Here is a 19,177-nt window from a genome sequence, read left to right as displayed (position 1 = left end):
CCATCCTGCCTCACGGGGTGCGGGCCGTCGCCGGTCCGCGGACGTCGGTCAGTTCCAACCCGGCGAGCCTGCCGGTGATTCCACGCGGATCTGTGATTCCGCGCTGGTTCCGGAGCGCGCCGAGCGCGTGCGCGGCGCACCACAGCACGCCGAGCGCTGCGCCGGGCGCACCGCGCACCAGCTCGCAGCCCGCCTGCAGCAGAGCGAGGCCACCGGTCCCCAGCGCCCAGCGCAGCACCACCGACCGCCGGTTCGGCGCTCGGACGCGCAGCAGCACGAGCCGCTGACCTGGTGTGCCGTCCGCGCGTAGGCTCGCGACCAGCAGGATCAGCGCGGGGGCGAGCCAGGTCGCGCCCACCTGCAGCAGCGGCGTGGCCACGACCCCGGACCAGCGCAGCACGGCACCGGTCGCGGTCGCGCAGACCGCGCCCAGCCACCACAGCAGGAGGCCGTCGCAGCTCATCCCCAGCAGCCGTCGCCCGGCCGTCACCGGACGTGGCGCTTCGGCCGGTCCCGTGACGGGGGAGGGGCGAGGCAGCAGCGGGACCAGCAGGCCGCCGAGCGCCGCGCCGAGGGTGTTGGCGAGGACGTCGTCGACGTCGAACACCCGCACCGGGCACGGGAAGCGGAACCACAGCCCGGTCAGCTGGGTGACCTCGATGAACACCGACAGGCCCGCCCCGGCCAGCACGGCCACCGGTGGTGCCCGCCGCAGCAGCGCGCCCAGCGGGACGAACAGCACGACGTTGCAGGCGAACTGCCCGAACCCGACCGCGCTGGACAGCCCCGCCAGCGGTCGCAGCTGCGCCGCGAAGCAGGTCGTCCCCGCGGGCGGCAGCACGTAGCAGGCCAGCGCGATGGCGTAGAGCAGCGCCGCGAAGCGCAGCACGGCCTCGCCCGCGCGCAGCTCGCCGTGCCGCCGGTGCTGACCGGCGACGAACGACGGGAACAGCAGCGCGGCGACACCGGTCGCGATCACGACGGCGGCGGACCCCGGCAGCAGACTCATCTCTCGCACCTCCCCCACTTGTAAAGAGGCGCGAACCCCCTCCGGAAATACATCTCGAACGGGTGAAAACGACGTCGAGCCCGCCCGGAGCGTTCCGGGCGGGCTCGACGAGGACCGGCCTCAGTGCTGGTAGGTGGGGGTGATGACGGCGCGACCGACGGTGTGGAAGGCCAGGTTGAAGCTGACCACCGCCGCCGAGGCGTTCTCGTCCACGCCCAGCTTGTCGGTGTCGACCGCGTGCACCACGAAGTAGTAGCGGTGCGGCCGGTCACCGGGCGGCGGAGCGGCTCCGCCGAAGGCGCGCTCGCCCATGTCGTTGGAGACGTGGAACGAACCGGCTGGGATGTTCTGGCCGCTGCGGTTGCCCGCGTCGGTGGCCAGCTCGGTGACGTCGGCCGGGACGTCGACCAGGATCCAGTGCCAGAAACCGCCCGGGATCGGCGCGTCCGGGTCGAAGCAGGTGACCACGAAGCTCTTCGCGGTCTCCGGGAACCCCGACCAGCTCAGCTGCGGCGAGAGGTTCTGACCGTCCGCTCCCATGCCGTCGAAGGCCTGGGCCTTCGACATCGCCCGGCCGTCGGCCACGTCGCTGGAGGTGACGGTGAACTCGGGGACCGCGGGCAGGAACGAGTACGGATCAGGATCGATCGGGCGCTCCAGACTCATGCGAGCATCCTCCTTTTCCTGTGGCTAGGGGGTGATCGTCGGCGATCACCGGGCCCAGCCTAGGAGAACCCACGCGGGCCGAGCGCGCCGGATCTATCGGCTTCGTTGCGCGATGCGCAATGGGGAGTGTGCATCCTGCATCGCGGTGTGGCTAAGCTGTCGCCCGACCCAGTGATGAACGGGAGGACACGTGGTGCAGCCGGGCAACGAGGCCGAGGTGTTGTGCCTGGGCGAGACGATGTCGCTGGTCGCTCCGGCCGCCCCGGCGCCGCTCGAACGAGCCCCCTCCTTCACGCTCTCCGCCGGGGGAGCCGAGTCCAACGTGGCCGTGCACCTGGCCTCGCTCGGGCACCGCGCGCAGTGGGCCGGCCGCGTCGGCGACGACCCGCTCGGACGCCGCCTGGTCGCCTCGATCGCCGCCGCCGGAGTCGACACCGGCCTGGTGGAGGTGCGCGCCGACGCGCCCACCGGCGTCTACTTCAAGGACCCCCGGCCCGAGGGCACCCGCGTGCACTACTACCGCGCGGGTTCGGCCGCCTCCACGATGGATGAGGACTTCCTCGCCGACGAGGTCGTCGACGCCGCGCGCGTCCTGCACATCAGCGGCATCACCCCGGCCCTGTCGGAGGGCTGCGACCGGCTGATCCGGCGGTTGCTGACCCGGCCGCGCCGCGCCCCGATCTCCTTCGACGTCAACCACCGGCCCGCGCTGTGGTCGGCCCGCCGGGCCGCCCCGGTCCTCGCCGAGCTCGCCCAGCTCGCCGACGTGGTCTTCGTCGGCCTCGACGAGGCCGCCGCCCTGTGGGGCGTGAAGACCGCCGATGACGTGCGGGAACTCCTCGACGGACCGGTCACGGTCGTGGTCAAGGACGGTGCCGAGGCGGCCTACGCGCTCGGCGAGCGCAACACCGTCGTGCCCGCGCCGACCGTCGAGGTCGTCGAACCGGTCGGGGCCGGGGACGCCTTCGCCGCCGGGTTCCTCTCCGGCGTGCTGCGCGGCGAGGACGACCAGCGCTGCCTGCGCCGCGGCCACCTGCTGGCCGCGCACAGCCTGCGCAGCACCGAGGACCACGCCGCCGCGCCGGACGCCGAGTCGCTGGAGCGCTGGCTGGGGCTCGACGAACAGCGCTGGGGCGCACTGCGATTCGACGGGAGCGAGTGAGAAGTGCCCTTCCTGGAAGACCTCTTCGCCCGGCCGGTGATGGCGATCCTGCGCGGAATGGACCCGCAGCGGACGGTCGAACTCGCCGAACGCGCCTGGGACCTGGGCATCGACGCCGTCGAGGTGCCGATCGAGACGCCGAAGGCCGAACCGTCGCTGGCCGCCGCCGTGCGCGCCGGAGCCGAGCGCGGCCGTCCGGTCGGCGCGGGCACCATCGTCACCCCCGTGCAGCTGCGCACCGCCCGCGACCTGGGCGCGGCCTTCACCATCGCGCCCGGGCTCGACGCCGAGATCGTGCGGCTCAGCGCCGAACTCGACCTGCCGCACGTGCCCGGCGTCGCCACCCCCAGCGAGATCCAGCAGGCGCTGCGCCTCGGGTTGAGCTGGGTCAAGGCGTTCCCCGCCGCCGAGCTGGGCAGCAGCTGGTTCCGCGCGATGAAGGGCCCGTTCCCCGCGCTGCGCGTGGTCGCCACCGGCGGCATGAACGCCCGCAACGCCCCCGAGTTCCTGGCCGCGGGAGCCGACGTCGTCGCAGTCGGCTCGGCCCTGGAAGATGAAACCCAACTCCCCGCCCTCGCCGACCTCATGGAGAGGTAGGGGAAGTTTTCATGAAAACCTCCCCCAACCCCGGATGAGTGCGACGTGGAGTGGGGAACACCTGGTGGCGTTCTCCCACCTCACGGAGGGTCTCGTCGCGGGGTGGGGGAAGTTTTCATGAAAACCTCCCGGTGTCTGGGCGAGGGGAGGTTTTCATGAGAACCGTCCCCACAACTCGGTCGTGGTGGGGTCTCGGGAACGTCGTGTGATGGAGGAGAAGTCGTGAAGGTCCACGTTGGTCCGGTGTCGCAGCCCGATCTGGAGGCCGCCGTGGTGGCGGCGGGGGCCGAGCTGAGCTCCGCCGAGGACGCGAACGCGCTGGTGTGGTTCGGTGCTGAGCCGAACCGGTTCGCCGAGTACGACCGCCCGGGGCTGGAGTGGGTGCAGCTGCCCTCGGCCGGCATCGAGTCCTGGGTGGCCTCCGGGGTGCTGCGCGAGGACCTGACCTTCACCTCCGCCGCGGGCACCTTCGCCCAGACCGTCGCCGAGCACACCCTCGGCCTGATGCTGTCCGGCGCGCGGCAGCTCGCCGCGATGGCGCGGGCCACCACCTGGCAGCGTCCCGAGGGCATGCGCAGCCTCACCGGATCGACGGTCGGCATCATCGGGGCCGGTGGCATCGGCAAGGCGCTGATCGAGATGCTGCGCCCCTTCCAGGTGCGGGTGCTGGCGGTGAACCGCTCCGGCAAGCCGGTGCTGGGCGCCGAGCGGACCTGGCCCGCCGACGACGCCGACGGGACGCGGGAGCTGCTCGCCCAGTCGGACTTCGTCGTGGTCGCGGCACCGGCGACCTCGGCCACCTCGAAGCTCGTCGACGCCGCCGCGCTGGAGACCATGAAGTCCGACGCGTGGCTGATCAACATCGCGCGCGGCTCCCTGGTCGACACAGACGCGCTGGTCGAGGCCCTGGACGCGGGCCGCATCGGCGGTGCCGCGCTCGACGTCACCGACCCGGAGCCGCTGCTCGACGGCCACCCGCTGTTCGGCCACCCGCGCGCGCTGATCTCCCCGCACACGGCCAACCCGCCGCACCTGCAGATGCCGGCCCTGGCCCGCCGCGTCGAGGAGAACGTCCGCCGCCACATCGCAGGTCAGCCCCTCCTCGGGCTGGTCGACGTGACCGCCGGGTACTGAGCGGGGAACGAGATCTTTCTCGCGAAATCGCGCGGTGGGTGGTGAGGGGTCCCTCGATCGATAGGATGGCTTCGCCAGTACGGCGGTGACGTGGAGGAACCCGGTGTGAGGCCGGGGCGGTCGCGCCACTGTGACCGGGGAGCGGGCCCCTGGCAGCCACGGCCCTGACGGGCTGGAAGGCGGGGACCCCGCGAGGATCCGGGAGCCAGGAACTCCTGCCGCCGTGACCCCCGCCGGGGCGCGCACCCCGAGAGAGGATCACCGTGAGCGAGCCTGCCCGCGACGCCCGAGTTCTGCTGCTGTCCACTGCGGACACCGACCTGCTGGCCGCCCGCGCCGCCGAGGCCGACTACCGCGTCGCCAACCCCTCCCGGGTGGCCGCCGAGGACGTTCCCGCGCTGCTCGACGGCGTCGACGTCGTGGTCGTGCGCCTGCTCGGCGGCCGTCGCGCCTGGGAGGAGGGCCTGGACGCCGTGCTGGCCTCCGGCCTCCCGACCGTGGCGCTGGGCGGTGAGGCCACCCCGGACGCCGAGCTGATGACGCTGTCCACGGTGCCCGCCGGTGTGTCCACCCAGGCCCTGGCCTACCTGGTCGAAGGCGGTCCGGAGAACCTCGCGCAGCTGGCGAACTTCCTGTCCGACACCGTGCTGCTGACCGGTACCGGGTTCACCGAGCCGCAGTCGATGCCCGAGTTCGGGCTGCACGGCGAGCGCGCCCACGACCCGTCGAAGCCCACGATCGGCGTGGTCTTCTACCGGGCGCACGCCCTGTCGGGCAACACCGCCTTCGTCGACACCCTCGCCGACCAGGTCGAAGCCGCCGGGGCCAACGTCGTGCCGGTGTTCTGCGGTTCGCTGCGCGGCCTGTCCGACGCCGCCGGTCTGCGCGAGCTGCTGGCCGGCTGCGACACCCTGATCGCCACCGTCCTGGCCGCGGGCGGTGCCGTGGCCGCCGACGCCAGCGCGGGCGGCGACGAGGACTCCTGGGACGCGGGCGCGCTGGCCGAGCTCGACATCCCGGTGCTGCAGGGCCTGTGCCTGACGACCAGCCGCGCGGTGTGGGCCGACAGCGACGCCGCGCTGTCGCCGATGGACGCCGCGATGCAGGTCGCGGTGCCGGAGTTCGACGGCCGGTTGATCAGCGTCCCGTTCTCCTTCAAGGAGGAGGGCCCGGAGGGCATCCCGGTCTACGTCGCCGACGCCGAGCGCGCGGCGCGGGTGGCCTCCACCGCGGTGTCGCTGGCGCGGCTGCGGCACGTCGACAACTCCGCCAAGCGCCTCGGCGTCGTGCTCTCGTCCTACCCGACCAAGCACTCCCGCGTCGGCAACGCCGTCGGCCTGGACACCCCGGCCTCCGCGGTGGTGCTGCTGCGCGCGCTGGAGGCCGCGGGCTACGACCTCGGCGGGCTGGACGTGGCCGGCCTGGACGGCGACACCCTCATCCACCGGCTCATCTCCGCAGGTGGGCACGACGTGGAGTGGCTGACCGAGGAGCAGATGGCCGAGGCCGCGATCCGCGTCCCGGCGCCGCGCTACCGCGAGTGGTTCGACGCGCTGCCCGAGGAGCTGCGCGCGTCGATGACCGAGCACTGGGGCGCCCCGCCCGGCAGCCTCTACGTCGACGACGAGGGCTACCTCTACGTCGCCGCGCTGCGCTTCGGCAACGTGGTGATCCTGATCCAGCCGCCGCGCGGGTTCGGCGAGAACCCGATCGCGATCTACCACGACCCGGACCTGCCGCCGTCGCACCAGTACCTGGCCGCCTACCGCTGGCTGGACGAGGAGTTCGGCGCCGACGCGGTGATCCACCTCGGCAAGCACGGCACCCTGGAGTGGCTGCCCGGCAAGGGCCTGGGCCTGGCCGCGGACTGCGCGCCGGACGCGGTGCTGGGCGACATGCCGTTCGTCTACCCGTTCATCGTCAACGACCCGGGCGAGGGCACGCAGGCCAAGCGGCGCGGCCACGCGACCGTGGTCGACCACATGATCCCGCCGATGGCGCGCGCCGACGCATACGGCGACATCGCCAAGCTGGAGCAGCTGCTCGACGAGTACGCCCTGGTCACGGACCTGGACCCGGAGAAGAAGCCGGCGCTGCGCAACCAGATCTGGGAGCTGATCACCCACGCCGAGCTGCACCACGACCTGCACCAGGAGGGTCAGCCTGACGAGGAGTCCTTCGACGACTTCGTGATGCACGTCGACGGCTACCTGTGCGAGATCAAGGACGTGCAGATCCGCGACGGTCTGCACATCCTCGGCCGCGCGCCGCGCGACGAGGAGCTGGTCAACGACGTGCTGGCGATCCTGCGCGCCAAGCAGGTCTTCGGCGGCACGGTCGGCGCGCTGCCCGGCCTGCGCTCCGCGCTGTCGGGCCACTTCGGACTCGACGAGCAGGCGCTGCTGGCCGAACCCGGTGCGCGCGCGGACGTCCCGGCCGAGCTGACGAAGCTCGTCGAGGGCCCGTCGGCCTCGGCGTCGGACGCGGTGGACCTGCTGGAGTCGTTGGCGCGCAGGCTCGTCGAGGCGCTCGCCGACACCGGCTGGGACGCCGAGCGGGCCGAGGAGGTCGTCACCGGCGTGATCGGCGCCGAGATCGCCGACGTCGGCCGCATCCTGCGGTTCGCCTGCGCCGAGCTGGTGCCGCGGCTGGCGCGCACCACCGACGAGGTCGACAACGTGCTGCACGCGCTCGACGGCGGTTTCGTGCCCGCTGGGCCGTCCGGGTCGCCGACCCGCGGTCTGATCTCGGTGCTGCCGACCGGCCGCAACTTCTACTCGGTGGACCCCAAGGCCATCCCGTCCCGCAACGCCTTCGACGTCGGCTCCGCGCTGGCCGAGTCGCTGATCGCCCGGCACGTCGCCGACACCGGGGAGAACCCGCGCTCGGTCGGCCTGACCGTGTGGGGCACCTCGGCGATGCGGACCCAGGGCGACGACATCGCCGAGATCCTGTGGCTGCTGGGCTGCCGCCCGAAGTGGGACGACGCGTCCCGGCGGGTCACCGGCTTCGAGGTCGTCCCGGTCGCCGAGCTGGGGCGCCCGCGCATCGACGTGGTGGTGCGCATCTCCGGCTTCTTCCGCGACGCGTTCCCGCACGTGGTGTCGCTGATCGACGACGCGGTGCAGACCGTGGCCGTCCTCGACGAGCCCGACGAGGACAACTACGTCGCCGCCCACTACCGCGCCGACAGGGCCGAGCACGGCGACGACCGCCGGGCCTCGACCCGCATCTTCGGCTCGAAGCCGGGCGCCTACGGTGCCGGTCTGCTGCCGCTGATCGACGCCCGCAACTGGCGCAGCGACGCCGACCTCGCCGAGGTCTACGCGACCTGGGGCGGCTACGCCTACGGGCGGGGCCTGGACGGGCGCGAGGCGCGCGGCGACATGGAGACGGCGTTCAAGCGCATCCAGGTGGCGGCCAAGAACGTCGACACCCGCGAGCACGACATCGCCGACTCCGACGACTACTTCCAGTACCACGGCGGCATGGTCGCGATGGTGCGCTCGCTGTCCGGGCAGAATCCGGCCGCCTACGTGGGTGACTCGGCGGTGCCGCACGCGGTCAAGACGCGGACGCTGGGCGAGGAGACCAAGCGGGTCTTCCGGGCCCGGGTGGTCAACCCGAAGTGGATCTCGGCGATGCAGCGCCACGGCTACAAGGGCGCGTTCGAGCTCGCGGCGACCGTGGACTACCTGTTCGGCTTCGACGCCACCGCCGGGGTCGTCGACGACTGGATGTACACCAAGCTGGCCGAGTCCTACGTCTTCGACGAGCAGGTGCAGCAGTTCCTGCGCAACTCCAACCCGTGGGCGCTGCGCGGCATGACCGAGCGCCTGCTGGAGGCCGCCGACCGGGGCCTGTGGGCCGAGCCGGACGAGCAGGTCCTCGACGACCTGCGGTCGGTGTACCTGGAGTTGGAAGGCCAGCTGGAGGACTGATCGTCGGCCCGGGACCGGGGCGCCGGTCCCGGGCGGAATGTACCTTCTCCTGTCTCTCCACAGTGGACTGAGGTGGTGGGCCGTTCGAGTGGAAAGTCCCGCAGAATTCCACTCGTTCGTGTTGTGCTCCCGGTCGAGGTGTATCTGACAGGGGGTTCATCTCCTCTTACTCGTGGACACTTTGGACGAGCCGGAGCGGCGGTCGGACGGCCGCCGGGGAGGTTCCGGGGGAGGAGACGAACCATGTCGGACACGAAATTCGGGGCGCGGGCGGCGGCCGGAACGCTCGCGGCGATGAGCCTGCTCGGCGGGCTGCTGACGACCAGCGCGCACGCCTCCGAGCAGGGCGCGGCCGCACCGCCGATCGTCGGCGGGCAGCAGGCCCCGATCGCCGACCACCCGTGGGTGGTCTTCCTGGCCGACAACCAGGGCAACCAGTTCTGCGGCGGCACGATCGGCGCGGCCAACAAGGTCATCACCGCCGCTCACTGCGTCGAGGGCGAGCAGCCCACGGCGGTCAAGGTCGTCGCGGGCCGGGAGGACAAGTCCACCACCGAGGGCGTCGAAGCCGCGGTCACCGACATCTGGGTGCACCCCGGCTACCAGGACGCCAACACCGGCTCCGACGTCGCGGTGCTGACCCTCGACCAGGAACTGCCCCAGGCCCCGCTGCCGGTCGCCACGCCGGAGGACACCGCCGCCTACGAGCCGGGCAAGATGGCCGCCGTGCTCGGCTGGGGCGCCACCTCCGAGGGCGGCGACGCCTCCGAGACCCTGCAGAAGGCCGAGGTGCCGCTGACCTCGGACGCCGACTGCAAGAAGGCTTACGAGCAGTACGACCCGAAGGCGATGGTCTGCGCCGGGTTCCCCGAAGGCGGCGTGGACAGCTGCCAGGGCGACTCCGGCGGCCCGCTGGTGGTCGACGGCAAGCTCGTCGGCATCGTCTCCACCGGCAACGGCTGCGCCCGGCCGGGAAACCCGGGCATCTACACCCGCACCGCCGCCTACCAGCCGGACATCCAGGCCCAGCTCACGGCGCAGCGCTGACCACCGGTCGTGCTGATCAAGCCGGGGTCAGCCGCAGTCCGGGGCCGAGTTCCCGGGCGAGGCCGGCGGCCAGCGTCCGGAAGGCCCGGACCTGCGGGTCCGGGTCACCGGCGCGGCTGACCAGCACGCTGTGCTCCCACGGCGCGTCGGCCACCGGCACGCACCGGGTGCCGGGCCACGGGTAGAAGCGCTCGAAGGACTCCAGCGCCGAACCCGCCCCGCGCCCGGCGGCCGCGGTGGCCAGCACCTCGTGCGGGGTGACGGCGTCGTCCCGACCGCGGCGCGGGGCTTCCCCGCCCCGCGCCGCGGTGAAGTACAGGTAGTCGGTGAACGGCCGCGGCGTGCGCTCGGGTAGCCGGATGAACGGCAGGTCGAGCACGTCGGCCAACCGCACCTCGGGCGCGTCGGCCAGTTCCCAGCGGGCCGAGACGACGACGATCCGCCGCTCGGTGGTGAGCACGTCGATCTCGACGCGCTCGTCCTCCGGCGCCGGGCGCACGAAGGCCACGTCCACCCGGTGCTCCAGCAGCGCCGACACGTGCTCGGTGAAGTCCAGCGGCACCAGCCGCAGGTCGATCTCGGGGTGGGCGGTCCGGAACGCCCGCACGGTCGCCGGGGTCAGCTCGGCCGAGCCGTGCCCCATCACGCCGACCCGCAGCACGCCCGGCTGCGCCGTCGCCGCCTCGGCGACGTCCTCGCGGGCGAGCTCGGCGGCGGCCAGGAGCGCTCGCGCGTGCCGCGCGAGCCGGTGCCCGGCGGGCGTCAACCGCACCGGCCCGCGCTCCAGCAACGGCACCCCGAAGTCCTGCTCCAGCTGCTTGACGTGCTCGGTCACGGTCGCCTTCGCCAGGAACAACCGCTCAGCGGCCCGCCCGAAGTGCCCCTCCTCGGCCACCGCGAGCAAAGTCTCCAACCGCCGAAACTCCATACGAGCAAGCTACGACCGCCGATACCCCAAAACCAGCGAAAGAGGCACGCATAACGACGAACCCCCGCAGCAGCGGAGTAAGTCGATCGTGTCATGGAAAGGGCTTGGGCCAGTGCGATAAGCTCGCCGCAGGAGCTCGGCATCGTGGGTGTCGGGCGAGTCGCAGGGGCAGGTGCACCCGGGGTAGACCGGGACCCTGCCTCTACGCATGTCAGGACCAGGTCAGCAGTCGGTCGTGACGGCGATTTCGTGAAGGCTTTCTCCCAGCAGCGGCTGATAATCGGCACGTCCCTCGTGCTGGGCGCGAACAGCTCCGGCGGCGATGTCAGCGGCCCACAACAGCGCTTCTCGCTTTCCCGGAATGTGGTCGATGTGGAAGACCGATCGGCGGGGTAAGCAGAATCGGGCGCCGCGGACGGTGTTGACATCGCGCTGATTCAGCTCGGGAGTCCGCGATTCCATGTGCAGTTCTGTTACTCCCAGGCCGTGGAGTTCGAGTGTGAGTTGGACCAGACACGCGGCCCGCGCACGCTCTTGGCGTCGTGCCGGGACCGGTGAGCCCACGGCCACGACGTAGAAGCCGTCGAGATCAGCGATGGTTTTGACGGCGTTGTGCCGCAGCTGTTGGTTCATCTCGTTCCAGTGCAGCTTCAGCGGAGCGCGTTTGCCTTGCAGAACGTGCATGGCGTCGCGGGCGGCATCTTCGGCGCCGGGTTCGAAGACGGCTGCGGCCAAAACGTAGAAACCGCCGAGTTCGGCTTCGCGGAACGATTCGTCGGCGAAGGCCTGAAGGCCGCCGGGTGATGGGGTGATCACTTGGGGAGCGTAGAACCGCGCTGGTCAGCTACCCATTTCGGCGACAGCGCAAGACGGAGGAGTGGACGATCAGTGAGTTTTGAGGATGGCGAGAAGCTCAGCGGCTTCGAAGCTGAGCCGATCGTGGAGAACCCGCGAACCGACGGTTCCCAACTGGAGGACGTGATGAGACGGATCGATTCCGTTCTCGACGAGGGGCTCGATCGATTCGCACGCGCCTTGGAGCGTCTTGGAGAGGCGTAGTCGTTCGGGAAAACCGAACGGTGGGGGCATTGGGGTGGTTCGGGGCCGTAGAACGTTAGGGGTGCGAAGCGTTTGGGTGCCTGCTGGTCTGTTGCTGATGGTGGCCGGGTGGGGTGCTAACCAGTTCTCGCCGTTGCTGGGGGCTTATCGGGGTGAGCTGGGGTTGAGCCCCTCGGCGGCGACCGGGTTGTTGGCGTTGTACGTCGTGGGGCTCGTGCCCGGGTTGCTGTTCGGGGGTCCGCTGGCGGACCGGCGGGGGCGCAGGCCGGTGGTGCTCTGGTCCATCGTGATCAACGCTGCGGCCACCGTCGCGCTGATGCTCGGGGCGCACGTCGTGCCGGGGCTGGTGATCGGCCGGTTGCTGGTGGGGGTGAGCACCGGGGCCGTGCTGGCCGCCGGGAGCGCGTGGGTGCGGGACCTGTCGCACCCGCCGTTCGGGACCGCGACCGAGGACGGGGCCGGTGCTCGTCGGGCCGGGGTGCTGCTGGCCGTCGGCTTCAGCGTGAGCGGGCTGGCCTCCGCGCTGGTCGCGACCTGGGGTCCGTTCCCGCTGGTCAGCGCCTACGTTCCGCACCTGCTGCTGTGCGCGGTGACGCTGCCGCTGGCGTGGCGCTGCCCGGAGACCCGCGTCGAGCACGAGGCCGGGGCGCCGCGCGGGCGGGGTGCGCGCGACCCGCGCTTCCTGCGGCGGGTGGCGCCGGTGGCGCCGTGGATCTTCCTGTGCCCGACCGTCGGTTTCGCGGTCCTTCCCGCGCAGGTCACCGCCCACGCGCCCGGCTTCGAGGTGCTCTACGCGGGCTTGTCGACGCTGTGCGCGCCGGGTTTCGGGGCGGTCGTGCAGCCGTGGGCGCGCCGGATCGCCCGCAACGGGGTGCGGGCCACGGCCGTGTTCGGGCTCCCGGCGATCGCCGCCGGGCTGGTGCTGGCGGCGATCGCGGCGTGGCAGGTGCAGCCGTGGCTGGGGCTGCTGGCCTCGCTGACGCTGGGCACCGGCTACGGCTTCGTGTCGACCTACTGCCTGACGATGGTCGGCCGGATCGCCGGGCCCGCCGAGCTGGCCGGGCTGACCGCGATCATGTGGGTGCTGGCCTACCTGGGCTTCTGCACGCCGTTCGTCATCAGCCTGCTCTCCGGGGTGGTGTCGGTGCCGGTCGTGCTGCTGGTGCTGGCCGGGCTCGCGCTGCTGACGCTGCTGTCAGCTCGCGACGAGGCCGATGGAGATGGTCACGAAGGCCGTCGCGCTCAGCGCGTCCAGCGACTTCGAGACTCGGGGGTTCTTTAGCCGGTCGGCGATCCCGGCGGCCGAGAGCACGATCGTCACCTCCCAGATCGCGGCGAGCAGCAGGAACACCGCGCCCAGCGCGACCAGCTGCAGCGCCGGTTGCGTCGAGGCGCCGACGAACTGCGGCAAGAACGCGAGGCTGAACAGCAGCATCTTCGGGTTGGTGAGGTTGCTGAGCAGTCCCCGCAGGTAGGGGTTGGCGTCCTCCGGCGGCGGCACGTCCAGCGAGCCGGTCTCGCGGCGGGTCAGCCAGTAGCCGCGCACGATCGTCGCCGCGAGGTAGAGCAGGTAGGCCGCGCCGACCCACTTCAGCGCCACCATGACGCCCGGCGCGCTGGTGATCAGCGCCCCCAGCCCGGAGATGACCAGCGCGACCTGCAGCGCGCTGGCGGTGTGGATGCCGGCCAGCGCCAGCAGCCCGGCCTTGCGGCCGTGGTTGAGCGATGTGCGCAGCAGAAGGAAGACGTCCACTCCCGGTGTGATGATCACGACGGCGCTCGCCAGCAGGAAGGCGGGCAACGGCGTCAGGTCCAGGAGCACGGCGGAGTCCTCTCCGAATCGGGCAGCAACCGCTGCTGCGTCGCTTGATCAGGTTCATCTCGTCATCCGGTCAGGCGAAATCGGCGGACGCCGGTGGTGGAGGGACCCCGGGCCCGCGTCGCCGCGGGATGGAGGCGCGCCGGTCGACGGCGACAAGCGCGAAAGGATTTGTTTCTGAATCCAAGTTTAACGAAATATTTTCCCGCGAACCTGTGAGTTGCGCCTCGTGATGTTTCGGTGTGCGGGTGATTACGGTGTGTCCGCTCCGCACGATCACCGCGACAGCTGGAGGCACCCGCATTGGGCCGCGACGACCACGGACCGATCGACAAGAACCGGGCGCTGCGCGCGCTCGCCCTCGCCGGAACCGTCACCGCGATGGCAGTCGGGAGCCCCGTCGCCCACGCCGGGCCGGCGATCACCGGCGACGACCAGCCGCAGTCCCGGATCCTCGGCGGATCCGGCGCCAGCACCGAGGACGCGCCGTGGGCAGTCGCGCTCACCGACCGCTACGGCAACCAGTACTGCGGCGGCACCCTCATCCGCGCCGGTGAGGTCATCACCGCCGCGCACTGCGCGCACGACCCGCTCACCGGGGCCGAGCGCTCCCCGAAGGACATCCGCGTGATCGCCGGGCGCACCGACCTGCGCAGCACCGAGGGCACCGAGGCCGAGGTCGACGAGGTGAAGGTGCACCCCGGCTACGAGGACTTCACCACCGGCGACGACCTCGCCGTGCTCGAACTCGCCACGCCGCTGCCGCAGCGCCCGCTGCCCGTCGTCGCCCCCGGCGACACCGAGCCGTACCAGCCGGGCACCTCGGCGCGCGTCTACGGCTGGGGCCGCACCAGCGAGGACGGGCCCGCCTCCGACACGCTGCGCTCCGTGGAGGTGCCCGTCGCCCCCGACGACTCCTGCCGCTCCGCCTACCCGACCTACGACCCGCGCAGCATGTTCTGCGCCGGTTACCCCGAAGGCGGCCGCGACGCGTGCGCGGGCGACTCCGGCGGCCCGATCGTCGCCGACGGCAGGCTCATCGGCGTGGTGTCCTACGGCACCGGCTGCGGCCGTCCCGGAACGCCCGGCGTCTACACCCGCCTGGCCAGCTACGCGCCGTGATGCGCGGCGAGTGGTCTGCACAACTCCCGGCGCCCGCGAATGCTGGGATCGGGGAAGCCCTGTGATATCCAGGTAAGGGTGACCCTTCAGCCGCTCGCGACAGCCGTGCAACGCGCCTACACCGCAGACCTCGACGCCTCGGACTTCTACCGGATGCTGCGGTTGCGCGTCGACGTCTTCGTGGTCGAGCAGGAGTGCCCGTACCCCGAGCTCGACGGCCGCGACCTGGAGGACTCGACCCGCCACTTCTGGGTCGACTCCGCCGACGACTACGTGCTCGGCTACCTCCGGCTGCTGGAGGACCCCGACGGCACCTACCGCATCGGCCGGGTCTGCACCGCCAAGAGCGCCCGCGGCCTCGGCATCGCCCGCAAGCTCATGCGCGCCGCCGTCGCCGAGGTGCAGAACTCGCCCGCGGTGCTGTCCGCCCAGACCTACGCCAAGGGCTTCTACGCGTCCTTCGGCTTCGTCGAGGTCGGCGACGAATACCTCGAAGACGGCATCCCGCACGTCGACATGCGCCGCGAACCCCGCCGAGCAAGCGTCACCGCCAGTCGCTGAGATCCTTTCAAGGAATTCCGTGGTCGTTTTGCGTGGCGGTGCGGGTGGCGGAACCTGAGCGCTTCCGTGGTCTCCGTGCGCCGCTCCTGATGTATGCCAATACACGGCGTCACGGCGTACTCGCCACGAAAGCGCTCAGAACCCGCGGCGGTGCCAGTTGCTGGCGTGGTGGAAGAGAATGCGGCTGCGCCGCATGCCATCAAACTGTGAGTTCCCGCGCTGGGCGGTTGGGTGCTTGATCTCCGTCTGGAACGATGTCGGTGAATCCGTTTGCAAGGGGTGTTGGCAGGAAGCCGGTGCGAGTCCGGCACGGTCGGCGCCACTGTGACCGAGGAGCGGACCTCCCGCGCGAGCCACCGGGGTGACCTGGGAAGGCCGGAGGGACGTGACGATCCGGGAGTCAGGACACTGCGGCCCCTTGTTCCCGACAGCGGGGCGTCCGCACCCCGAGGAAGGAACCACACCGGCATGTCCGCTGCCCCCCGCTTCCCCTTCTCCGCCGTGGTCGGCCACGACGACCTGCGGCTCGCGCTGCTGCTCAACGCGGTGCACCCGCGCATCGGCGGTGTCCTGGTGCGCGGCGAGAAGGGCACGGCCAAGTCGACCGTCGTGCGCGCCCTGGCGTCGCTGCTGCCCGCGCTCGACGTCGTCGACGACTGCCGCTTCGGCTGCGACCCCACCGCCCCCGACCCGCAGTGCCCGGACGCCCCGCACGGCGAGACCGCCACCCGCAAGCCCGCGCAGCTCGTCGAGCTTCCCGTCGGCGCCACCGAGGACCGGCTCATCGGCTCCCTGGACCTCGAACGCGCGCTCACCGAAGGCGTCCGCGCCTTCCAGCCCGGCCTGCTCGCCGGAGCCCACCGCGGCGTCCTCTACGTCGACGAGGTCAACCTGCTGCACGACCACCTCGTGGACCTGCTGCTCGACGCCGCCGCCATGGGCCGCGCGCACGTCGAGCGCGACGGCGTCTCCGTCTCGCACGCCGCGTCGTTCCTGCTCGTCGGCACCATGAACCCCGAGGAAGGCGAGCTGCGGCCGCAGCTGCTCGACCGCTTCGGCCTCACCGTGCAGGTCGCCGCCAGCCGCGAGGTCAGCACCCGCACCGAGGTCGTCCGCCGCAGGCTCGCCTTCGAAGCCGACCCCGCCGGGTTCGCCGCCCGGTGGGCCGACGCCGACGCCGAACTCGCCGAGCACATCCGCGCCGCCCGCGACCGCGTCGAGACCGTCGTGCTGCCCGACTCCGAACTGCGCCGGATCTCCGCGCTGTGCGCCGCCTTCGACGTCGACGGGATGCGCGCCGACCTCGTGCTCGCCCGCACCGCCGTCGCCCACGCCGCCTGGCGCGGCGCCGAGGCCGTCGCCGAGGAGGACGTCGAGGCCGCCGCCCGGCTCGCGCTGCCGCACCGGCGCCGCCGCGACCCGTTCGACGAGCCCGGCATGGCCGAGGACCAGCTCCAGCAGGCGATGTCCGACGCCGCCGAGCAGGCCGACGACCAGGCGCCGGAAGACCCCGACGACGACCCCGACGGAGGCGGCGACGGCGGCCCCGGTGGAGGCGGCGAACCCCAGGACGAGCCCACCGGACCGAACGGCGGCGGAGGCGGTGAGCAGCAGGAACAGCCCGGAGGTGGGGACTCCGAACGCTCCCCGGTCGGCGCCGGGCAGTCCTTCCGCGCCCGGCTGCTGGAAGTGCCCGGGCTCGGCGAAGGCGCGCCCGGACGCCGGTCCCGCGCCCGCTCCCGCAGCGGACGCACCACCCGCGCCACCACCGTCGACGGCCACGGCCTGCACGTCACCGCCACCCTCGCCGCCGCCGCGCCCCACCAGGCCGCGCGCGGTCGCAGCGGACCCGGTCTGGTCCTGCGCTCCGACGACGTCCGCCGGGCCCTGCGCGAAGGCCGCGAGGGCAACCTCGTGCTCTTCGCCGTCGACGCCTCCGGCTCCATGGCCGCCCGCGACCGGATGAGCGCCGTCAGCGGCGCCGTCCTGTCCCTGCTGCGCGACGCCTACCAGCGGCGCGACAAGGTCGGCGTGATCACCTTCCGCGGCGACAAGGCCGAACTCGCCCTGCCGCCCACCTCGTCCGTCGACATCGCCGCCGCCCGGCTGCGCAGCCTCCGCACCGGCGGACGCACACCGCTCGCCGACGGGCTGCTGCGCACCCAGCACGTCATCCGCACCGAAGCCACCCGCGACCCGCAGCGCCGGCCCCTCGTCGTGCTGCTCACCGACGGCAAGGCCACCGTCGGCGTCGGCGGGACCACCGGCACCAAGCAGGCCGTCGACGACTCCCTGCGCGCCGCCCGCGTCCTCGCGAGCACCGGAACCGCCTCCGTCGTCGTCGACTGCGAGAACGGTGCCGTCAAGCTCGGACTCGCGAACCAGCTGGCCACAGCCCTGGGCGGGCCCAGCCTGCGGCTCGAAGAGCTCTCCGCCGAGAACGTCGCCGGAGTCGTCCGGGCCGTCAGCGGTGACAGCGGGTTGGCGGCTTAGTCTCGTTTTGGTTACGAGATTCAACCCTGCGAGTACCGACCCTTCGGTCGGATTGGTACGGTGACGACCAGTCCACCTGACCCCCAGGGGTGGACCTCCAAAGTGCCCCGCGCTCCCAGCGACCCCCAGGCCGGTTGAGCGCGGGGCTCTTTTCTTGTTGTTCTTCGGGTCGTTTTGCTTGGCGGTGCGGGTAGGGGAACCTCAGACGCCGCCTGGCTACGGGATCCGAGGCTTATGTATGCCAATACACGGCACGTCGGCTGTCCTCCCCAGGCGACGTCTGAGAACCCCCGGCGGTGCCAGTTGCTCAGGTGGGGTAAGGAGAAAGCGCCTGCGGCGCTTGCCTGACGGTGTTCAGGCTGGTTGTGGGGTTTTCTTGTGCTTGTAGCGGTTTCTCGCGTAGGTGGCTGTGGCTACCAGGGGGATTGCTGCTGCTCCTGCTGTGGCGAAGAGGATCGTGTAGTTGCCTTGGTCCGCAAGGGGGCCCGCTGCTGCTGAGGCTGCTGCGCTGCCGAGGAAGAGGGCGCAGGCGAAGAGGGCCACCGCTGTTCCTCTCGCTTCCGGGGCGACCTCGGTGGCCCAGGCCTGGAGGGAGGAGTGCATGAAGGACCAGCCGCCGCCGAGCAGGAGGGCCGTGATGATCGTCGTGGTGAGGTTCGTGTCGAGGCTGACCAGGGCGTAGCCGACGACCATCTGGGTGCCGCCGATGGCGATCAGGCGGGAGACCGGGAGCTTCGAGTTGATCGCCTTGACGACGCGGGAGAAGACCAGGACGCCCACGCCGTAGGCGCCGGTGGCCAGGCCCGCGACCGCCACGTCCAGGCCCGCGCTGACCAGGGCCGATGCCAGGAACGTCATGGTGCCGAGCAGCACCGCGCCCTCCACGAAGACCAGGCCGAAGACCAGCAGGGCCCAGCGGTTGCGGAGCACGCCGCCGATGTGGGCACCCACACCGCCGGTGACCGCCGCCCGCTGCGGCTCCGGCAGTTTCCGCAGCAGCAGCGCGCAGATCGCCGCGAACACCGCCGGGACCGCGAAGACCACGCGCCAGTCCAGCCAGTGCGCCAGGACGCCACCCACCGCCATCGCCATCGCCGTGCCCAGCGCCTGAGCGGCCATCAGGTCCGACAGCGCGCCCTGCCTCCGCTCCTGGGAGACCGTGTCGCCGACGTAGGTCAGCGTCGTCGGAACCACCGCGCCCATGAACGCGCCCGCCAGCACCCGCGCCGCGATCAGCACCGGCAGCGACGGGGCGAACGTGGAGATCAGGCCGGTCGCGGCCGCCGCCAGCAGCGTCGCGCGCATGATCGGGATGCGGCCGAAGCGGTCCGACAGGATGCCCCACACCGGCTGCGACAGGCCGTAGGCCAGGAAGTAGCCGCTGGCCACCGTCACCGCCGAAGCCATCGGGACGTGCATGCTCAGCGCGATCAGCACCAGCATCGGGGTCACGGCGAACCGGTCGAAACTGCTGATGAACGAGGCTGTGGACAACACCAGAGGCGGTCTGGTGGGCATGCGGCGGCTCCTAGTTCTGGGACGCTCGTCCATCTTCACGCCTCGAACGCCGGATGCGGCGGTGAAGTTGCCCACCTCATGCGGGGCCGTGCGCTGGGGATGCTCTTGGTTAGGGTCAGTG

The 19,177-nt window shown here is 71.9% G+C and carries 16 protein-coding genes and 2 riboswitches; of the genes, 10 read left to right on the top strand and 6 right to left on the bottom strand.

Features of this window, described 5'->3' with window-relative positions; all coding sequences use genetic code 11:
- Positions 1-10: 10 nt before the first annotated feature.
- A complete protein-coding gene (locus tag QFW96_RS07595) occupies positions 11-1,009 on the bottom strand; it encodes a VanZ family protein (RefSeq protein ID WP_281454836.1) in 999 nt (332 codons plus the stop codon).
- Positions 1,010-1,129: 120 nt separating this feature from the next.
- Entirely contained in the window at positions 1,130-1,675 is a 546-nt protein-coding gene (locus QFW96_RS07590; protein WP_281454835.1) for a YbhB/YbcL family Raf kinase inhibitor-like protein, read from the bottom strand.
- A gap of 193 nt (positions 1,676-1,868) precedes the next feature.
- On the opposite strand from QFW96_RS07590, the gene QFW96_RS07585 reads away from it, so the two are divergent.
- From QFW96_RS07585 to QFW96_RS07565, 5 genes are all read left to right on the top strand, one after another.
- Entirely contained in the window at positions 1,869-2,837 is a 969-nt protein-coding gene (locus QFW96_RS07585; protein ID WP_281454834.1) for a sugar kinase, read from the top strand.
- Positions 2,838-2,840: 3 nt separating this feature from the next.
- Positions 2,841-3,434: a bifunctional 4-hydroxy-2-oxoglutarate aldolase/2-dehydro-3-deoxy-phosphogluconate aldolase gene (locus QFW96_RS07580; protein ID WP_281454833.1), complete on the top strand. Its 594-nt coding sequence runs from the start codon at positions 2,841-2,843 to the stop codon at positions 3,432-3,434.
- Between the two features lie 222 nt (positions 3,435-3,656).
- Positions 3,657-4,568 (top strand): D-isomer specific 2-hydroxyacid dehydrogenase family protein, encoded by a 912-nt coding sequence (locus QFW96_RS07575; protein WP_281454832.1) that lies wholly within the window; start codon positions 3,657-3,659, stop codon positions 4,566-4,568.
- Between the two features lie 49 nt (positions 4,569-4,617).
- Positions 4,618-4,805: riboswitch (cobalamin riboswitch) on the top strand.
- A 26-nt stretch (positions 4,806-4,831) separates the two neighbouring features.
- Complete coding sequence (gene cobN / locus QFW96_RS07570) at positions 4,832-8,509, top strand: cobaltochelatase subunit CobN (protein WP_281454831.1); 3,678 nt, start codon at positions 4,832-4,834, stop codon at positions 8,507-8,509.
- 243 nt (positions 8,510-8,752) lie between these two features.
- Complete coding sequence (locus tag QFW96_RS07565) at positions 8,753-9,556, top strand: S1 family peptidase (protein ID WP_281454830.1); 804 nt, start codon at positions 8,753-8,755, stop codon at positions 9,554-9,556.
- 16 nt (positions 9,557-9,572) lie between these two features.
- Here the strand turns inward: QFW96_RS07565 and QFW96_RS07560 are convergent, their stop codons facing one another.
- Positions 9,573-10,469, bottom strand: coding sequence for a LysR family transcriptional regulator (locus tag QFW96_RS07560; RefSeq protein WP_281454829.1), 897 nt, complete (start codon positions 10,467-10,469; stop codon positions 9,573-9,575).
- Positions 10,470-10,706: 237 nt separating this feature from the next.
- Positions 10,707-11,300 carry a hypothetical protein gene (locus tag QFW96_RS07555; protein ID WP_281454828.1) on the bottom strand — a complete coding sequence of 198 codons (594 nt, stop codon included), beginning with the start codon at positions 11,298-11,300 and terminating at the stop codon, positions 10,707-10,709.
- 72 nt (positions 11,301-11,372) lie between these two features.
- Between QFW96_RS07555 and QFW96_RS07550 the strand changes: the two genes are divergently transcribed.
- On the top strand, positions 11,373-11,543 hold the full coding sequence (locus tag QFW96_RS07550; RefSeq protein ID WP_281454827.1) for a hypothetical protein: 171 nt from the start codon (positions 11,373-11,375) through the stop codon (positions 11,541-11,543).
- Between the two features lie 76 nt (positions 11,544-11,619).
- Positions 11,620-12,825, top strand: a complete 1,206-nt coding sequence (locus QFW96_RS07545; RefSeq protein WP_281454826.1) for an MFS transporter — start codon at positions 11,620-11,622, stop codon at positions 12,823-12,825.
- Here QFW96_RS07545 and QFW96_RS07540 read toward each other — a convergent pair.
- Positions 12,739-13,365 (bottom strand): LysE family translocator, encoded by a 627-nt coding sequence (locus tag QFW96_RS07540; RefSeq protein WP_281454825.1) that lies wholly within the window; start codon positions 13,363-13,365, stop codon positions 12,739-12,741. The two genes, QFW96_RS07545 and QFW96_RS07540, sit on opposite strands and share 87 nt — an antisense overlap.
- A gap of 300 nt (positions 13,366-13,665) precedes the next feature.
- Between QFW96_RS07540 and QFW96_RS07535 the strand changes: the two genes are divergently transcribed.
- The 3 genes from QFW96_RS07535 to QFW96_RS07525 all read left to right on the top strand — a co-directional run bounded on the left by QFW96_RS07535 (position 13,666) and on the right by QFW96_RS07525 (position 17,538).
- Positions 13,666-14,484 carry a S1 family peptidase gene (locus tag QFW96_RS07535; protein WP_281454824.1) on the top strand — a complete coding sequence of 273 codons (819 nt, stop codon included), beginning with the start codon at positions 13,666-13,668 and terminating at the stop codon, positions 14,482-14,484.
- Positions 14,485-14,562: 78 nt separating this feature from the next.
- Positions 14,563-15,045 carry a GNAT family N-acetyltransferase gene (locus QFW96_RS07530; protein WP_281454823.1) on the top strand — a complete coding sequence of 161 codons (483 nt, stop codon included), beginning with the start codon at positions 14,563-14,565 and terminating at the stop codon, positions 15,043-15,045.
- Between the two features lie 260 nt (positions 15,046-15,305).
- Positions 15,306-15,478: riboswitch (cobalamin riboswitch) on the top strand.
- Between the two features lie 35 nt (positions 15,479-15,513).
- On the top strand, positions 15,514-17,538 hold the full coding sequence (locus tag QFW96_RS07525) for a putative cobaltochelatase (protein ID WP_281454822.1): 2,025 nt from the start codon (positions 15,514-15,516) through the stop codon (positions 17,536-17,538).
- A 354-nt stretch (positions 17,539-17,892) separates the two neighbouring features.
- Here QFW96_RS07525 and QFW96_RS07520 read toward each other — a convergent pair whose 3' ends face one another.
- A complete protein-coding gene (locus QFW96_RS07520; protein ID WP_281454821.1) occupies positions 17,893-19,056 on the bottom strand; it encodes an MFS transporter in 1,164 nt (387 codons plus the stop codon).
- Positions 19,057-19,177 lie beyond the last annotated feature (121 nt).

Origin of the sequence: Saccharopolyspora ipomoeae (assembly GCF_029952525.1) — a bacterium.
GTDB classification, from domain to species: Bacteria; Actinomycetota; Actinomycetes; order Mycobacteriales; family Pseudonocardiaceae; genus Saccharopolyspora; species Saccharopolyspora ipomoeae.
Note: the sequence above shows the minus strand (reverse complement) of the source record. Positions and strands in the feature narration are given on the sequence as shown.

Bases quoted from the DNA above. Each gene is read 5' to 3' on its own strand.
- QFW96_RS07595 (WP_281454836.1), bottom strand. From the start codon at position 1,009: ATGAGTCTGCTGCCGGGGTCCGCCGCCGTCGTGATCGCGACCGGTGTC.
- QFW96_RS07520 (WP_281454821.1), bottom strand. From the start codon at position 19,056: ATGCCCACCAGACCGCCTCTGGTGTTGTCCACAGCCTCGTTCATCAGC.
- QFW96_RS07565 (WP_281454830.1), top strand. From the start codon at position 8,753: ATGTCGGACACGAAATTCGGGGCGCGGGCGGCGGCCGGAACGCTCGCG.
- QFW96_RS07525 (WP_281454822.1), top strand. From the start codon at position 15,514: ATGTCCGCTGCCCCCCGCTTCCCCTTCTCCGCCGTGGTCGGCCACGAC.
- QFW96_RS07590 (WP_281454835.1), bottom strand. From the start codon at position 1,675: ATGAGTCTGGAGCGCCCGATCGATCCTGATCCGTACTCGTTCCTGCCC.